13 protein-coding genes and 1 other RNA gene are annotated in these 16,433 nt (G+C 66.3%); 2 read left to right on the forward strand and 12 right to left on the reverse strand.

Going from position 1 to position 16,433, the window contains the following annotated elements:
• Window positions 1–89: 89 nt before the first annotated feature.
• From BP26_RS0104235 to sohB, 9 genes are all read right to left on the reverse strand, one after another.
• On the reverse strand, window positions 90–548 hold the full coding sequence (locus tag BP26_RS0104235) for an EVE domain-containing protein (protein WP_029919337.1): 459 nt from the start codon (window positions 546–548) through the stop codon (window positions 90–92).
• 11 nt (window positions 549–559) lie between these two features.
• Complete coding sequence (locus BP26_RS0104240; RefSeq protein WP_029919338.1) at window positions 560–1,144, reverse strand: hypothetical protein; 585 nt, start codon at window positions 1,142–1,144, stop codon at window positions 560–562.
• A 125-nt stretch (window positions 1,145–1,269) separates the two neighbouring features.
• On the reverse strand, window positions 1,270–1,845 hold the full coding sequence (locus BP26_RS0104245) for a 5-formyltetrahydrofolate cyclo-ligase (RefSeq protein WP_029919339.1): 576 nt from the start codon (window positions 1,843–1,845) through the stop codon (window positions 1,270–1,272).
• A gap of 163 nt (window positions 1,846–2,008) precedes the next feature.
• Window positions 2,009–2,192, reverse strand: a non-coding RNA gene (ssrS, locus tag BP26_RS28275) — 6S RNA.
• A gap of 97 nt (window positions 2,193–2,289) precedes the next feature.
• Window positions 2,290–2,655 (reverse strand): cell division protein ZapA, encoded by a 366-nt coding sequence (locus tag BP26_RS0104250; RefSeq protein ID WP_051748254.1) that lies wholly within the window; start codon window positions 2,653–2,655, stop codon window positions 2,290–2,292.
• 19 nt (window positions 2,656–2,674) lie between these two features.
• The gene (locus BP26_RS0104255) at window positions 2,675–2,968 is read right to left on the reverse strand and encodes a protein bicaudal D homolog (RefSeq protein WP_245611702.1); all 294 of its coding nucleotides are present in this window, start codon (window positions 2,966–2,968) and stop codon (window positions 2,675–2,677) included.
• A 49-nt stretch (window positions 2,969–3,017) separates the two neighbouring features.
• The gene (locus BP26_RS0104260; RefSeq protein WP_211254822.1) at window positions 3,018–4,421 is read right to left on the reverse strand and encodes a DegQ family serine endoprotease; all 1,404 of its coding nucleotides are present in this window, start codon (window positions 4,419–4,421) and stop codon (window positions 3,018–3,020) included.
• Window positions 4,422–4,609: 188 nt separating this feature from the next.
• Entirely contained in the window at window positions 4,610–5,245 is a 636-nt protein-coding gene (locus BP26_RS0104265; RefSeq protein WP_029919343.1) for a YbhB/YbcL family Raf kinase inhibitor-like protein, read from the reverse strand.
• Between the two features lie 35 nt (window positions 5,246–5,280).
• Window positions 5,281–6,309, reverse strand: coding sequence for a protease SohB (sohB, locus tag BP26_RS0104270; RefSeq protein WP_029919344.1), 1,029 nt, complete (start codon window positions 6,307–6,309; stop codon window positions 5,281–5,283).
• A 144-nt stretch (window positions 6,310–6,453) separates the two neighbouring features.
• Between sohB and BP26_RS30830 the strand changes: the two genes are divergently transcribed.
• Window positions 6,454–7,458, forward strand: a complete 1,005-nt coding sequence (locus BP26_RS30830; RefSeq protein WP_084182789.1) for an OmpA family protein — start codon at window positions 6,454–6,456, stop codon at window positions 7,456–7,458.
• 108 nt (window positions 7,459–7,566) lie between these two features.
• Here BP26_RS30830 and hemH read toward each other — a convergent pair whose 3' ends face one another.
• From hemH to BP26_RS0104290, 3 genes are read right to left on the reverse strand one after another with little or no spacing between them, the layout of a single operon-like run.
• A complete protein-coding gene (gene hemH, locus BP26_RS0104280; protein ID WP_051748256.1) occupies window positions 7,567–8,670 on the reverse strand; it encodes a ferrochelatase in 1,104 nt (367 codons plus the stop codon).
• Window positions 8,671–8,721: 51 nt separating this feature from the next.
• The gene (locus BP26_RS27280) at window positions 8,722–10,386 is read right to left on the reverse strand and encodes an alanine/glycine:cation symporter family protein (protein ID WP_051748279.1); all 1,665 of its coding nucleotides are present in this window, start codon (window positions 10,384–10,386) and stop codon (window positions 8,722–8,724) included.
• An 11-nt stretch (window positions 10,387–10,397) separates the two neighbouring features.
• A complete protein-coding gene (locus tag BP26_RS0104290; protein WP_029919348.1) occupies window positions 10,398–11,801 on the reverse strand; it encodes an amino acid permease in 1,404 nt (467 codons plus the stop codon).
• A 360-nt stretch (window positions 11,802–12,161) separates the two neighbouring features.
• On the opposite strand from BP26_RS0104290, the gene BP26_RS27285 reads away from it, so the two are divergent.
• A complete protein-coding gene (locus BP26_RS27285; protein WP_157572348.1) occupies window positions 12,162–16,421 on the forward strand; it encodes an NAD(P)-binding protein in 4,260 nt (1,419 codons plus the stop codon).
• Window positions 16,422–16,433: the final 12 nt, after the last annotated feature.

Here is a 16,433-nt window from a genome sequence, read left to right on the forward strand (position 1 = left end):
AAGCATGCTTTTTCTAGCCACTAGCCACTAGCCACTAGCCACTAGCCACTAGCCACTAGCCACTAGCCACTAGCCACCAGCCACCAGCTTCATTCCAGCTTGAGGATGTACTCCCACTGCGCCGGCGTCACCGGCAGCACCGACAGGCGCGTGCCGCGGGCCAGCAGGCGGAAATTCGACAGCTTGCCTTCGTGCTCGCGCAGTTCCGTCAGGGTGATGACGCGCTTGAGCTTGCGTTCGAACTTCATGTCCACCAGCGACCAGCGCGGTTCTTCGGGCTTGCTCGCCGGGTCGTAGTGATGGTGCCCGGCATCGAACTGGGTCGGATCCGGGTAGGCCTCGGCCACCACCTTCATCAGGCCGACGATGCCCGGCACTTCGCAGCTGGAGTGATAGAAAAAGGCCTGGTCGCCCAGCTTCATCTGGCGCATGAAATTGCGCGCCTGATAATTCCTTACTCCATCCCAGGCCTCGATCTTCTTCGGCCGGCGCTGCAGGTCGTCGATGGAAAAGGAGTCGGGTTCGGACTTCATCAACCAGTAGGCCATGGCCATGGGACTTACTTTTCGTCGCTGGTTTCCGGCAGGATCATCACCGGTTCGTCGCCCATCGATTGCAGATCGGAAAGGAATTCCAGCACCGATTGCTTGACGATGATGGAGAACGCTTCGTCCAGCGAATGCGGCTGGCCGTAACTGGGCGGCACGGCGCGGCCGGAGACGGTGATCATGGCGTGCCGGTAGAGGCCGGTTTGCGGTTTTTCCACGCCCGCGGTCTGCATGGTGTAGGTGAAGTGGTATTCGTCCTTGGTGGTGCTGCCGGTCATGCCTTCGGTCAGTCCATTGACCAATCCGTTGTGGCGTGCGGCATCGAGGTCGACGGTATCGTCGACGATCACGTGCAGGCTGGCGCCGGGATTGCCGCTGACCGGCTGCAGCACCTGGGTGCGCTGCAGGACGCGCACGATTTCATTGAACACCGCCTGGTTGACTTCCGGACGCGGCTCGCCGTTGACGCGGAATTCGGCGGTGACCTTGACTGGCGTAGGCGGCGTGCGCGGTTTCAGCTCACGAAAATCGGCCTTGTCGTGTCCGTTTTCGACATAGGCATTGGTGGAGACGCAGCCGCTCGCGACGAGGGCCACAAGTAGACAGCCGACCATCCTGGAAAGGCTTAGGAACATGGTGGATTCGTTGATCTGCGGGGCTGCGGCAGTGTGGCATGTGAAGGCGGCACTTGGCCAGCCGTGGCCGCGGACGGTAGCTTTTCTCAGAAGAAACGGCGCAGCCCTTTCTCGGTGATGACCGCGTCGAGTCTCACATCCCAGGATTCGGCCGGAATCGCGGCCATCTCCTGTGCCGAGTAGGCGTAACCCACCAGCAGCGGCCGGCGTCCGGGACGGGAGCCGGCGAGTGCCCGGTCATAGTAGCCGCCGCCATTGCCGAGGCGATGGCCGCGCGCGTCGAAGCCGAGCAGCGGCAGCAGGATCAGGTCGATGCGCGCCGCGCTGCGCCTGGGCCGGGTGCTTGCGGGTTGCGGCAGGTTCAGGGGGCCGCGCCGCGTTTTGCTTTCGCGCCGCAGCGGCACGAAATGCATCCCCGCATCGGGGCCGGTGACCGGAGCCCATAACTTGCGACCCTGGCGCAGCAGGTATTCGATCAGGATTGCAGTGGAGAGTTCGGAGCGCGCCGAAAGATAGACCGCGATATGGCGCGCCTGGCGCAGGCGCCGCCAGCGCAGCAGCTGCAGGGCGGCGCGGCGCGCGCAGCGGTTGCGCTGCGCGCGGTTGATGGCGATGCGCCGTCGCCGCAAGGTTTGGCGCAGCTCGCTTTTGCGGGCCGCCAAAGAGAGCCCGCCTGAAAGAGCGTCGCGCGAATCGTGTTCCGGAGTGGGGCGGTCTCCCCTCACCCCACCATCGGCATCCGCCGATGGTCCCCCCCTCTCCCGCTCCGCGGGCGAGGGATGTGGGTCGACAGCCGTTGGCTGTCGATCATTTTGTTGGGAAAGGGTGTCTCCCGCCTGTGCCGTCATCCGTCTTCGACCTTGAGACAGCGTCTCAAGTGGGCGCCGCGCCGCGTATTTGGGCTTTCCGCTGCAAGGCGGACCTGCGCTCCCTACGCGGGTGAGGCTCCCTTTGCATAGCAATTAGGCTCAAGGGGTTCTGAGATGGATCACGAACACCGCAGGAGACACCGGTAACAAAGATAACACCAAAGGGGTGCAAAGACGAGCCTTGCGCATCGGATCAAAGCGGGCGCATGCAATCGACTGCCTTGCGGAATCGGCGGATCAATCCGCGGTATTCAGCGTATGGTCGATATCCAGGCCGAGTTGATGCACCTTGTCGATGGCTTCGGCGTCCTGCGGCGTGACGCCGCTATGGCCTTTCATGGCCAGCAGTTCGCGCGCGAGGTTGAGCGCGGTCATCACGGCGATGCGCTCGGCGCCCAGTGCCTTGCCGCGGCGGCGGATGCCGGTCATGCGTTCGTTGAGGTAGTCGGCGGACGCGACGAGGGCTTCGTGCTCTTCCGCCGGGCAGGCCACGGTGTATTCGCGGCTCATGATGCGTACGGTGACGGTCAGCGGATCGTCCTTGCGCGCGCCTTCCACGATCAGCGCGCCTTCCTTCCTGGGGTCCTTCGCAGCCTCTTTCATGATTCCTTGATCGCCCCCGTCATTGCGCCTGATCGCTTTCGAGCAGGCGGATGCGTTCGACCACGCCTTCGATGCGGCGTTTCAGTTCCGCATTGAGCGCGAGCAGGCGGTCACGCTCCTGCAGCGCGCGCTTCCGCTCCAGGCGCGCCTGACGATATGCGGCGATCAGGCGTTGTACCCGCTCGTCGAGTTGCGCGAGTTCCTTGTGGAGCATGGACAAACCGGCGGTTGACTCGTTGCAGTATAGCGTAGCGTTTGCACCGGAAGCTGCCCGCACCGGCTTGCCGCCCGCGTCGTGTGACAGGAGCGCCAAAGCAAACGCCCGGCTTTGCGGGCCGGGCGTCTGATGAGGCGCAGTGAAGCTATTGCAAGGCGAGGTAGAGAGCGCCGTCGCCGCGGCGCACGTAGAGCAGCAGGTCGCCGTTGCCGCTGGCGAGCTTCTGGAAGTCGGCCAGGCCGGTTACCGGATGGCGGTTGACGCTGAGGATGATGTCGCCCGGCTGCAGGCCGGCTTCCGCTGCCGGCGAATCGCGGTCGAGTTCGATCACCTGCACGCCCTTGCTGTCGCTGTCCTGCACCGGGCCGAAGGTGGCGCCCTTGAGCTTGGGATTGAGGCCCTTGCCGCCGGCGGTGCCCCCGTCCTTGCCGTTGTCGTTGCCGCCGGCGCTGACCTTTTCGTCCGGGCTCTTGCCGACCACCACGGTGATCTGCTTGGTGGCGCCGTCGCGCAGCACGGTGAGGTCGACCTTCTCGCCGATCTTGAGCAGGCCGATCAGGTTGCGCAGCTCGGGCATGTCCTTGATGGTCTTGCCGTTGGCCTGGATCACCACGTCGCCGTCCTTCAGGCCGGCCTTGTCGGCGGGGGTGCCCGGGGCGACCTTGGCCACCAGCGCGCCGTGAGTGTTTTCCTTCAGCCCCAGGGCCTTGACCAGTTCAGGGGTCAGGTTCTGGCCGACGATGCCGATGCGGCCGCGCTCGAACTTGCCGGTGGCGATGAGCTGGCTCATCACCGACTTGGCCAGGTTCACCGGAATGGAGAAGCCGATGCCGATGCTGCCGCCGCTCTGGCTGTAGATCTGCGAATTGATGCCGACCAGTTCGCCGCGCAGGTTGATCAGGGCGCCGCCGGAGTTGCCGGGGTTGATCGAAGCGTCGGTCTGGATGAAGTCCTGGTAGCTGCCGTCGTCGGCGCCGGTGTTGCGGCCGAGGCCGCTGACGATGCCGGAAGTGACGGTCTGGCGCAGGTTGAAGGGGCTGCCGATGGCGACCACGAAGTCGCCCACCTGCAGCTGCGCCGAGTCGCCCAGCGGCAGCGCGTTGAGGCCGTCGGCCTTGATCTGCAGCACGGCCAGGTCGGTCTGCGGGTCGGTGCCGATCAGCTTGGCGTCGAACTGGCGGTCGTCGTTGAGGCGCACCTTGATCTTGTCGGCGTGCTCGACCACGTGGTTGTTGGTCAGCACGTAACCCTTGGCGGCATCGACGATGACGCCGGAGCCGATGGCCTGTTCCTCACGTTCCTGCGGCTGCTGCTGGCCGGGCGGGACGTTGAAGAAGCGGCGGAAGAAGGGGTCGTTGAGCAGTGGATTCTGGATTTGCACCTTGCTGCTGACGGCGATGTTGACCACGGTCGGCAGCACGGTCTTGAGCATCGGCGCCAGGGAGGGCACCTGGCCGGGGGCGCTCGGCGCCAGCATGGCCGGCGGAATGTCCGCATGCACCGGGGCGGGGGAGGTGGTGGTCAGCGCGAGGGTCGCGACGGTTGCCATGAGGGCGGCGCCGCCGGCAACTATGGTGGTTTTCAGAAACGACATACGGGCCATATTGTGAATAATCCTTATGGATAAACGACCGCGCGGTAGCGGCGTGCGCTTTCAGACCATGCGCCGGACGGCAAGTTTCCCGCCGCCGGCACGGTTTTTTTAACTTTAAGCTGTTTGTTCAGGCTGTCTGGGGGTCAGCGCAGCCGAATCAAGGGGTTGAGGGCATAGCGGCCGCCGATGGCGGCACTGGCCAGGATATGGCCGTCCAGCGCCTTGCGCACCTGGGCGGCGGTGAACTCGCCGTCCACCGGGCAGCGCTCCAGGTCCACCGCCAGCAGCTGGAAGGTGTAGTGGTGGGGAATGCTGTCGTTCCAGGGCGGGCAGGGGCCGTCGTAGCCGAAATACGGCCCTCCCATGTCCTTGTCGCCGGCGAACCAGGCGGTGTAGTCGTTGATGCCCTGGCGGCTGCCTTCGGGGCCGTCGGGCTGGCGTTTGCCGCCCGGGGTGATGCCCGAGCCGCAAGCGCCTTCGGCGATGCCCGTGGTGGTGGGCGGCATGTCGACCATGACCCAGTGCACGAACTCTCCGCGCGGCAGCTTCGGGCTGAGGATGGCGCCTTCGGTATTGACGTCCGCCGGCTTGGGTGAAGGCGCATCGGCGTCGGTGCACAGCAGCACCAGGCTGCGGGTGCCGGCCGGCACGTCGCTCCAGTGCAGTTCCGGGTTGAGGTTCTGCGACAGGCGCACGTGACCGACCGGCGCCTTCGCCGCAAAGGCGCAGCGGCCGGGGATGACGCCGCCATCGGAAAAGCTGCGGCTGGCTAGTTTCATGGATGAATCCTGTAGGGGCCTGGGGGAGGGCGCTTTTATAACATCCCGGCAGGGCGTTGCCACGGCAGGGTGGTGCCCGCCGAAAGGCGGGCGAGAGCGCCGAAGATCTGGTCGCGCAGGTTGCGGCGCACGCGGTAGTGCAGTTCGTAGACGTCGACTTCCTTGACCCGCTGCAGCAGGTAGTCGTCGCTGGTGCGCACCTCGTCGATCAGCTTCAGCTCCAGCGCCTGGGTGCCGTACCAGTGCTCGCCGGTGGCGACCTGCGGCAGCGACAGCTGCGGGCGGTTGGCGGCGACGAAGGACTTGAACAGGGTGTGCGTCTCGTCCAGCTCCTCGCGGAACTTGGCGCGCGCCGCGTCGTTGTTTTCGCCGAACATGGTCAGGGTGCGCTTGAATTCACCGGCGGTGTGCAGTTCGTAGTCGATGTGCTTTTCGCGCAGCAGGCGGTTGAAATTGGGCATCTGGCCGACCACGCCGATGGAGCCGACGATGGCGAACGGGGCCGCCGTGACATGGTGGGCGACGCAGGCCATCAGGTAGCCGCCGCTGGCCGCGACCTTGTCGATGGCCACCACCAGGCGCAGGCCATGGTCGCGGATGCGCCGCAACTGCGAGGCGGCAAGGCCGTAGCCATGCACCACGCCGCCGGCGCTCTCCAGCCGCAGCAGCACCTCGTCCCGCGGCTGCGCCACCTGCAACAGGGCGCTGATTTCCTCGCGCAGGGCGTTGACCCGGCTGGCTTCCAGGTCGCCGTGGAAGTCCAGCACGAACAGGCGCGGCCGGGTCGGGCCACCTTTCTCGAGTGCATGCTCGCGGGCCTTGTCCTCCCGTTTGAGCCGCTTGTGTTCCCGCTTCAGCTGGTCGGCACCAAGCAGCTCCTGGTTGAGGATGTCGGCCAGGCGCCGCAGGCGTTGGTTCAGGTTCTTGACCTCCAGCCGTTCGCCGCCTTCCTGCCGGGCGGCACGGACCAGGTTGGCCGCGGCAATGCCGATGACGATGATTGCTGCGACCCAGGTCACGGTCCGGGCAAGAAACAGGCCGTATTCGAGTAAAAATTGATGCACTTACTGCTCCCTGCACGCTAAAATTCGGGGATGTGTGTACTGCCGCACATTCTGCGCAATTCCAAAATGTCATGATCCTTGCGTATACTAAGATGGCACGGGCGTGGCTGCTCGGGGATATTCCACAGGATAGGGATAAGCACAATGAATAAGCTCATGCGTTCGGGGCTCATCGGTACCGGGTTGGCCCTGGCGACCGTCCTGCCGGCTCATGCCGACGACGTGACGATGCGTCCGTTCATCAGCGAAAGCCTGATGTACACCTTTGCCGACAACAGCCGGCACTCCGATGGGGGCATCGGCGGCATGCTCGGCGGCGGCATTCCGATCAACCGCTTCTACACCGTGGAACTGGACGGCGCGTATTCGCACTTCAATGCGAATGACGATGCCGGCAGCAACCCGTGGAAGCAGTATCTGGCCAAGGTCGACAACCAGTTCTACTTCTCGCGCAGTGCGGCGTTCTCCCCGTACTTCGGCCTGGGCCTGGGCTACTCCAAGGAAAAGCTGGACAACTCCGGCAGCGACGGCGCCTTCATGGCCGACGCCGGCGTGGGCGCCATCCATTACTTCAAGGTCTTCAACACCGACTTCGGCGTGCGCGGCGACGTCCGCTACCGCTGGGTCGATACCGACAGCTCCAAGTTCCCCGGCAAGAACGTCAACCGCTTCGGCGAGCCGGTGGTCAGCCTCGGTCTGCTGATTCCGCTGTCCTTCGGCGGCACCACCGCGGTGGCTCCCGAAACCCTGCCGCCGCCGCCCCCGGTCGTTTCGACCCCGACCGACACGTTGGCCGCCAACCATCGCTTCGAGGACGTGCACTTCGCCTTCGACAAGTACAACCTGACCGAGTACGCACAGGCCAGCCTGGACAGCGACGTCACCACCATCAACAAGCTCAGCAGCACCTACCCGAGCTTGAAGGTGGACGTCTCCGGCCACACCGACTGGATCGGCACCGACGCCTACAACCAGGCCCTGTCCGAGCGCCGCGCCACCGCGGTCAAGGACTACCTGGTACGCAAGGGCGTCGACGCGGGCCGCATCCGCACCTACGCCTACGGCGAAAGCCAGCCGGTGGCTCCGAACACGACCGCCGAAGGCCGTGCCCTGAACCGTCGCGCCGAGATCAGCACCAAGGGCGAGTAAGGGCTCAAGAGGTTTGCGGGACCAGACCCCCGTCGCGATGCGACGGGGGTTTTTTATTGGCCGGGTGGGGAGCGGGAGGCCGGTATCGCCGCGGCTTCCGGAGATGGATCAGCCGGCGGGCGAGTTTCCGGAAAAGCCCGGTCGCAGTGCGGCGGCGCGCTGCTGGCGCGCGGCGAGGTCCGCCGCGTCGGCGGCGGCGGGAAGCCAGCCCTGCAGTTGCCGCAGGACGATGCCGCCCAGCACGTCGAGGTGCGCGGGACTGTCGTTCAGGGCGGGGATGTAGCGCAGGGCCGTCCCGCCGGCGGCGGTGAAGGTCTCGGCATAGCGCAGCTGGATTTCCTCCAGCGTCTCCAGGCAGTCGGCGGCGAAGCCGGGGCAGAGTACGTCGAGCTGGCGTATGCCGCGTGCCGGCAGCGCGGCGATGGTCGGCTCGGCGTAGGGCTGCACCCAGGGCAGCTTGCCGAAGCGGCTCTGGAAGGCCACGCTGAATTCGCCTTCGCGAAGCTCCAGGGCCCCGGCCAGCAGGCGGCCGGTCTTCTGGCACTGGCAGTAGTACGGATCGCCGGCCAGCACCGTGCGCTGCGGCAGGCCATGGAAGGACAGCAGCAGGTAGTCACCGCGGCCCCGCGCCTGCCAGTGGGCGCGGACGCTTTGCGCCAGGGCGGCGATATAGGCGGGCTCGTCGTGGTAGCTGTTGACGGTGCGCAGCTCGGGCACCCAGCGGCGCGTGTTCAGTTCGGCGAACAGCGCGTCGAGCGCGGCCGCGTTGGTGGAGCAGGAATATTGCGGATAGAGCGGCAGCACGGCGATGCGCCGCACCCGCCGCGCTTCCAGCTCCGCCAGGGCGGTGGCGATGGACGGTGTGCCGTAGGTCATGCCCAGGGCTACCGGCACGTCCCGGCCCAGCGTTTCCCCCAGACGCCGCTCCAGCCCGCTTGCCAGCCGTTTCGAGATCGCCAGCAGGGGCGAGCCCTCCTCGGTCCAGATCTTCTCGTAGGCGTGCACCAGGCGGCCCGGACGGAACGGCAGGATGAAGCCGTAGAGCAGCGGCAGCCACAGCAGCGGCGTCAGCTCCACCACCCGGTGGTCGGACAGGAACTGCGCCAGGTAGCGGCGGATCGCGGCGGGCGTCGGCGCATCCGGCGTGCCGAGGTTGATCAGCAATACGCCGGTGGCGGGGTCAGTTCGATGCTCTAGAACCTGATCAGTCATTTGTTTGTTTCAACAGTCGCGGCCATGGATGGCCGCGTTCTTGACAGGATGTCATACAGCCCTACGGATCTGCCCGAGCTTCAACCTGCGGAAGTAATCCTTGTAAGCGCTCATCGCCCGCGAGCCGAGCAGCAGCATCAACGGCAGGTTCACCAGGTACATGAAGCCCATGCCGACGGTGCTGATCGCATCCAGCTCCACCGAGGTGCGGATGAAGCCGAAGCAGGCGGCCGCGGCGGCGAAGCACCACAGCCAGCGGTAGATGGTGACCGCTCCGGCGCCGAACAGGTAGATCACGCCCTGTTCGCCGTAGTAGCCGTAGCTGATCACGGTGGAGAGCGCGAACACCCAGACCACGATGGTGATCAGCCAGCGGCCGAAGCCGTCATGCACCGTGTCGAAGGACTTGGCCACCAGGGTGGCGCCGCGGTAGTCGGCGAACAGGCCCGGTTCGGCGACCTGCGGTGCCGTGGCGGCGGAGATGCTTTGCCAGGTGATGGCGGCGATACCCTGGTCCAGGTGCACGGCGCCATAGACGCGTACGCGATGGTCGCCGTTGTCGGCGATGACGAAGACCGGCGCGTTCTCCTTCCACTCGACCTTGCCGTTTTCGCTGGGCGGGGTTGTGAGCTGCGGCTGCCACTGCCCGGGCATCACTTCGATGAAAGCCGGTGGCGTGTCCCAGCGCGCGGCCGGCGCGCGGTTCCAGATGCCGCTGCACAGGATGACCAGGCCGGTGACGGTGCAGACGAACATGGTGTCGATGAAAGGCTCCAGCCCGGCTACCACGCCTTCGGTCACCGGCTCCGGCGTCTTCACCGCGGCATGGGCGATCGGCGCGGTGCCCAGGCCCGCCTCGCTGGAAAACAGCGCGCGCTTCATGCCCCAGAGGAAGGCGTTGCCCATGACGCCGCCGGTGAAGGCGCCCACCGCCTGCGACTTGGAGAAGGCCGAGACGAAGATCAGCCGTACCAGGTCCGGCAGCTCCGACGCATGCAGCAGGATCACGTAGAGCCCGCACAGCACATAGATGCCGCATTTCAGCGGCACCAGGATGCCGGTGACATTGCCGATGCGCTTGATGCCGCCGAGGATGACCACGCCGGCCAGCGTGGCGAGGATCACGCCGGTGATCCAGGTCGGCACGCCGAAGTATTCGCGGGTGACGTCGGCGGCGCTCCAGGTCTGGAACATGTTGCCGCCGGTCACGGCGAACAGCAGCAGCGCCAGGCAGAAGAACCCGCCGACGAACTTGCCGAAGCCCTGCATGCCGGGAAGCATCCTGCCGAGCGCGTTGCGCGCCACGTACATGGCGCCGCCGTGCGGGTTTTCGGGTTCCGAGGTGTCGCGGTAGAGCAGCGACAGCGTCACCTCGGTGGTCTTCAGCGCCATGCCGAGCAGGCCTACCAGCCACATCCAGAACATCGCACCCGGGCCGCCGAAATCCACCGCGATGGCCATGCCGGCGATGGCGCCCAGGCCGACCGTGCCGGACATGGCGGCGGTCAGCGCCTGGAAGTGGGTCAGGGCGCCGCTGCCGTGGCCGGTGTCGATGCCCTTGCCGGCCACCAGGGCGATGCCGTGGGTCAGCGAGCGGTACTGGCAGAAGCCGCTCCACAGGGTGAACAGCAGGCCGATGGCCAGCAGGGCCAGCAGCATCGGCACCGACAGCAGGGTGTTGTTGATCGCGTCAACCGCGGTCCAGAAGCCGTTCATGGCGGCTCCGTTCAGCTTTTTTGGGCGAGTTCGCTATGACTGCGCGAATAGAGGAAGAAGATCGCCAGTCCGAACGCCGACCAGATGGCGAAACCGATCCAGGTGATGGTCGGCAATCCCGCCATGAGGAAGCCGCAGAAGCCCATGCCCAGCAGCGGCACCAGCGGTACCCAAGGTGTGCGGAAGGGGCGTTTCAGTTCGGGACGGGTCTTGCGCAGCACGATGACGCTGGCGCAGACCAGGAAGAAGGCGGCCAGCGTGCCCAGGTTGACCAGCTCCGCCACCTTGCCGATCGGCGACAGGCCGGCGATCAGGGCGATGACCACGCCGGAGCCGAGGATCAGGCGCACCGGCGTCTGCGTTTTCGGATTGATCCTGGCCATCAGGGTAGGTAGCAGGCCATCGCGCGACATGGCCAGGATCACCCGGGTCAGGCCGAAGTACAGAACCAGCATGACGGTGGTGATGCCGGCCAGGGCGCCGATCGAGATCAGGGCTTCGGCCCAGCCGATGCCGAGTTGCTTGAGCGCGTCGGCGATGGGCGCCTTGATATCGATCTGGTCGTAGTGGACCACGCCGGTGAGGATGCCGGAGACGACGATGTAGAGGATGGTGCAGATCACCAGCGACGCTATGATGCCGATCGGCAGGTTGCGTTGCGGGTTGATGGTTTCCTCCGCCGCGGTGGAAACGGCGTCGAAGCCGATGTAGGCGAAGAAGATCAGCGAGGCGCCGGTGAGGATGCCGCCGTAGCCGAAATGCGATTGGCCGCCGGCATCGGTGGTGGCCGGCGGAATGAAGGGATGCCAGTTGGCCGGGTTGACGTGGGGCCCGGCGACGACAATGAAGATGGCCACGGCGGCCAGCTTGACGAACACCATGATGGTGTTGAAACGCGCCGATTCGCTGACGCCGATCGACAGCAGCACCGACAGCAGCAGCACGATGACCATCGCCGGCACGTTGGCGATGCCGCCATCGAGCGGGGCATTGGTCAGGGCATGCGGCAGGTGCAGGCCGAGCAGTTCCAGGATCTTGCCGAAGTAGCCGGACCAGCCGATGGCCACGGTGGAGGTGGCGATGGCGTATTCCAGGATCAGGTCCCAGCCGATGATCCAGGCGATCAACTCGCCGATGCCGGAATAGGCGTAGCCGTAAGCGCTGCCGGCGCCGCCGATGGCGCCCGCCAATTCGGCATAGGACAGGGCGGCGAAGGCGCAGGCGGTGCCGGAGAGGATGAAGGACAGCACGATCGCCGGGCCCGAGTGCTGGGCCGCGACCACGCCGGTGAGGACGAAAATGCCCGTGCCGATGATGCAGCCGATGCCCAGCATGGTCAGGTCGAAAGCGCCCAGGGCGCGTTTCAGGCCCGTATCGGCATTGACGTCGATCGGTTTGGTGCGGAACAGACTCATGCGTTCTCCCTCGGAATTCTGTGGTTATTGCAGGTGCGAGGCCTGCCTGATGCCAGAAGTATGCCCGGCGCGGGGCTTGGCCGCATAGCCGGGCCGGTCCCCCCGGTGGTTACCCAAGCGAGCCGGGTGGACGGGGCGCCCCGCGCCATCCCCGCTACCGCTCCCCGGATATCGTGTCCGGCTTGTGATCGGGGTCACTTTCCCCGGCCCGCATCCGGGGTAAGGTCTACCAGGCGCCGCGCCGTTACGGTCCGGCGCCTCCATCGTCGGCGACGCTGCCGGTAACATCCGGTCCTGGTCAAGCAGAACAACAACCGCCAGGGATTGGCTCCGCACCCGTGCAACGGGCAAGGGGACAAAGTGACGCGACGCAAGCGGATTGTGATTCTGGGCGGCGGTATCGGCGCGCTCACCACCGCTTATCACCTCAGCAGCGCTCCGGACTGGCGCGAGCGTTACGACATCACGCTGTACCAGATGGGCTGGCGGCTGGGCGGCAAGTGCGCCAGCAGCCGCAACCCGGAGCATGGCCTGCGCATCGAGGAGCATGGCCTGCACGTCTGGTTCGGTTTTTACGAAAACGCCTTTCGCATGATGCGCGAGTGCTATCGCGAACTGGATCGGCCGCCGGGCTCGGCCTTGTCCAGCCTCGATGAGGCTTTCAGCGGGCAGACCCTGGTCTCGATGCTCGAGCAATGCGGCACGGAGGCCCAGTCGCAGTGGACCCGTTGGACCGTGCCGTTCCGCCATCCGCTGATTCCCGGGCGGCCCGGAACGGACGAAGGCTTGCAGGCGCCCGATGGCGGCGGCCCGGCTGCGGACCATCTTCACGCGGCCAGCCATTGGGATATTCCGCGGCGCCTGCTGGAGCGCATGATCGACTGGCTGGAAGATCCGGAACTGGCCGAGCATACGCAGGGGCCGGTCGCCGCGCCGCTCAGGCTCCTGCAGGAACGGATCCAGGCGCATGACCGGGCAGGCACCGTGGAGCGGCTGGCGGTCGAGATCATCATCGGAGAGTTGAAGGCGCTGCGCTTCACGTTGCACGAGTGCCTGAAGCTTGCCGCCAAGGCGATAGCGCAACTGCGCCGGGTCCGGCTGATGGTCGATCTCGGGCTCACGGTGGTCATCGGCATGTTGCAGGACGATCTGTTCCGTCACGGCCTCGGCTCGATCGACCATCTCGACCTGCGGGAATGGTTGCGCCTGCATGGCGCTGCCGGGGAAACGACCCATTCGGTGCTGCTGCGCGCACTGTACGACTGCTGTTTCGCTTATCGCGACGGCGAGATGGCGCGGCCGGACTTCGCCGCCGGCGCCGCGCTGGGCTGCGCGTTGCGCATCGCCCTGCTGTGGCGCGGCAGGGTGTTCTACCTCATGAACGCCGGCATGGGCGACATCGTCGTCGCGCCCCTCTACGAAGTGCTGACCCGCCGTGGAGTGAAGTTCGAATTCTTCCAGCGGGTGCGCAAGCTGGAGCTGGATCCGCAGCACAATCGCGTCGCGCGTATCCATTTCGGCCGCCAGGCCACCGTCAAGCCGGAATGCGGGACCTACGATCCGCTGCTGCGCAGCGAGGAGCTGTCCTACCCGTGCTGGCCGCACGCGCCCCTGCTGGAACAGTTGGTGGAGGGCAAGGCGCTGCAAGGGGTCAACCTGGAATCGCATTGGTCGCAGTGGCAGGACGTCGAGGACTGGACCCTGGAGCTGGAGCCGGACGATGCCGTGGTCCTGGGCATCTCGCTGGGCGCGCTGATGCCGATCTGCGGGGAATTGGCCGCAGCCAACGCGGACTGGAGGAACATGCTGGAGCAGTTGCCGACCATGCAGACGCAGTCGGCCCAACTCTGGTTCACCAAGGACCAGCAGGAACTGGGCTGGAACAACCCGGGCTATCCGGACGATACCCGGCCGGTCATGGTGGCGGCGCCCGAACTGCTCGATGTGTGGGCCGACATGAGCCATGGCCTCGCGCAGGAGCGCTGGGGCGAATCACCGCCCCGCTGCGTGCAATATTTCTGTGGTCCCTTGCCCGGCGACCTGGCGCGGCATCGCGCTCGCGACGATGCATCGGTGCCGGAGGTGGCGCTGGCGCAGGTGCGCACCGAGGCCTTGCGCTGGTTCGGTGCCTATACCCGGACGCTGTGGCCGGGCGCCGCGCAAGCCGATGGCGAAGGGCTGGACTGGAATCTGCTGCACCATGCCGGCGGCGCGCAGGGGCCGGCCCGTCTCGACGGACAGTACCTGCGCGCCAACATCGATCCCAGCGAGCGCTACGTGCTGTCGCCCAGGGGCGCCAACAAGCTGCGGCTGCGCGCCGATCGCAGCGGCTTCGACAACCTGTTCCTGGCCGGCGACTGGACGCACACCGCGATCAATGCGGGCTGTGTCGAGGCCACGGTCATGTCGGGTATGACCGCCAGCCGCGCCCTGTGCGGTTATCCGCAGCGGATTCACGGCGAGCATTTCCTGCAGGGAGTGCCTGCGGAAGCTGCGCCGCCGCTCAAGGTGGCGGTGCTCGGCAGCGGCTGCGGGGCACTCTCGGCCGCCTACTGGCTGAGCCATACGGAGGAATTGCGCCGGCGTTACCAGGTCACCGTGTATGCGCCCGGCTGGCGGCTCGGCGGCAAGGGTGCCAGCGGTCGCGACCAGGCCGGGCACAACTGCATCCATGAGCACGGCCTGCACCTGATGATGGGGTTCTACGAAACCACCTTCCGCGTGATCCGCGATTGCTACGACTCCATGGAGAAGCCGCCGAAGGCGGTCTTCAAGGGCTGGCGCGACGCGTTCGAGGAGCAGTACCGCGTCACCCTGTGGCGGCAGCACGGCGGCAATGCGGGCGAAACGCGTCTCAGCGCCTGGAATCTGGATTTCCCCAGCCGCCCGGGATTGCCCGGCGATGGATTGACGCAAATGGAATCGGATCCGCTGTGGCTGACGCATCAGGCGCACCAGCTGCTGAGCTGGCTGGTGGGCGAGGGGATGCCGGCGGCCGCCGGCAGGCCGCAACACGATCCGGCTCCGCCATCGGGCTCGCTGTTGCGGAGCGTCTTGGCACGCGTGTGCGAAACGGAGACGGCGTCGGGCGCCGAGGCGGATTTCCTGTTGGTCTGCTTCACCCGGCATGCCGTGCGCGCACCTTTGGAATACGTCGAGGAGCATTGGCGCAGCCTGCATGCCGATCTGCGCGAATGCCACGACTGGCTGCATCGGGTGGGTGCTTCACCGCAGGGCGTGGGCCCTTTCGGGAAGGGCTTGTTCAGCAGCGACTGGCACCACGATCTGGTACTGCTCAATCTCTCCATGGCCGCTCTGCGCGGCCTGCTGGAAGACGTGCTGCCGCATGGCCTGGACGGATTCGCGCGGATCGATCACCTGGATTTCAAGGACTGGTTGCGCAGCCACGGCGCCTGGGACGAGGCGGCGCGCGATCCCCTGGTCATGTGCCTGTACGACCTCGCCTTCGCTTACCAGGACGGCGATTCATCCAGCCCGGAACACGGCAAGGCCGCCGCCGGCGCGCTGCTGCGCCTGATCCTGCGCATGGCTTTCACCTACCGGGGCGCGCCGCTGTGGAAGATGCGCGCGGGCATGGGCGATGTGATCTTCACGCCCTTGTATCAGACCTTGAAACAGCGTGGCGTGCGTTTCGAGTTCTTCCATCGTGTCGAGGAAGTGCACGTCGCCGCGGAGAGCCGTTGCATCACCGGCATCGATCTGCAGCGCCAGGCGCGGCTGAAGGACGATGCCTATCGCCCACTGCTGCGCATCGCCGATGCCGACGGCGGCAACAGCTGGGATTGCTGGCCCGCCGAGCCCCTGTGGGAGCAGCTCGTGGACGGCGCGGCGCTGAAGCGCCGGCACGTCGATTTCGAGGATCCCTGGACCCTGCAGCCGGCGGACCCGCGCCGGCTCGAGCTGGGCCGCGACTTCGATGCCGTGGTGTTCGGCATCCCGCCGGCCGCGGCTGCGCCGATCACCACGCAACTGAGCCGGGCCAGCAAGGGCTGGGCGGACATGCTGGGCAATAGCGCTTCGGTGGCGACGCTGTCGGCGCAGCTGTGGCTGAAGCCGGACCTGGAACGGCTGGGCTGGCCGCACGGCGTGACCGTGTCCACCACCTTTGCCGATCCCCTGCGTTCCTGGGGCGAGATGTCGCAGGTACTGGACACCGAACAATGGCCGCAAGGCGCCGCACCCCGGTCCTGCGAATATCTCTGCGGCACCTTCAAGCCGGCACAGGTCCAGCCCGCGGCCGGCACCTCGGATCCGGCGTATATCCCGTCGCAGAACCGGGTGGTCGAGCAGATCGGCCGGACCTGGTTTGCCGCCCATGCCGGCGCCCTGTGGCCGAACGCCTGCGATGCGGGCGGGGCCCTGGACTGGCAGCAGGTCGCCGGGGTCTACTGGCGCGCCAACGTGGCCTGGTCGGAGCTCTATGTGCAGAGCCTGCCGGGCACGCTGCGTTATCGGCTGGCTCCGGGCGGCAGTGGTTTCGACAACCTGTTCCTGGCCGGCGACTGGACCCGTACCTCGCTCAATGGCGGCTGTGCCGAAGCGGCGTTCGAGTCGGGCATGCTGGCGGCGCGCGCCATCACGCAGAAGGTTTTTCGCTAGAGCATTTTCGAT

The sequence above is a fragment of the Nevskia soli DSM 19509 genome (genome assembly GCF_000711955.1).
In the GTDB taxonomy this organism is placed as follows: domain Bacteria; phylum Pseudomonadota; class Gammaproteobacteria; order Nevskiales; family Nevskiaceae; genus Nevskia; species Nevskia soli.

Coding starts and splice junctions, on each gene's coding strand:
- BP26_RS0104235 (WP_029919337.1), bottom strand. CDS start 548: ATGGCCTACTGGTTGATGAAGTCCGAACCCGACTCCTTTTCCATCGAC.
- BP26_RS0104250 (WP_051748254.1), bottom strand. CDS start 2,655: ATGAAAGAGGCTGCGAAGGACCCCAGGAAGGAAGGCGCGCTGATCGTG.
- BP26_RS0104260 (WP_211254822.1), bottom strand. CDS start 4,421: ATGGCAACCGTCGCGACCCTCGCGCTGACCACCACCTCCCCCGCCCCG.
- BP26_RS0104265 (WP_029919343.1), bottom strand. CDS start 5,245: ATGAAACTAGCCAGCCGCAGCTTTTCCGATGGCGGCGTCATCCCCGGC.
- BP26_RS30830 (WP_084182789.1), top strand. CDS start 6,454: ATGAATAAGCTCATGCGTTCGGGGCTCATCGGTACCGGGTTGGCCCTG.
- hemH (WP_051748256.1), bottom strand. CDS start 8,670: ATGACTGATCAGGTTCTAGAGCATCGAACTGACCCCGCCACCGGCGTA.
- BP26_RS27280 (WP_051748279.1), bottom strand. CDS start 10,386: ATGAACGGCTTCTGGACCGCGGTTGACGCGATCAACAACACCCTGCTG.
- BP26_RS0104290 (WP_029919348.1), bottom strand. CDS start 11,801: ATGAGTCTGTTCCGCACCAAACCGATCGACGTCAATGCCGATACGGGC.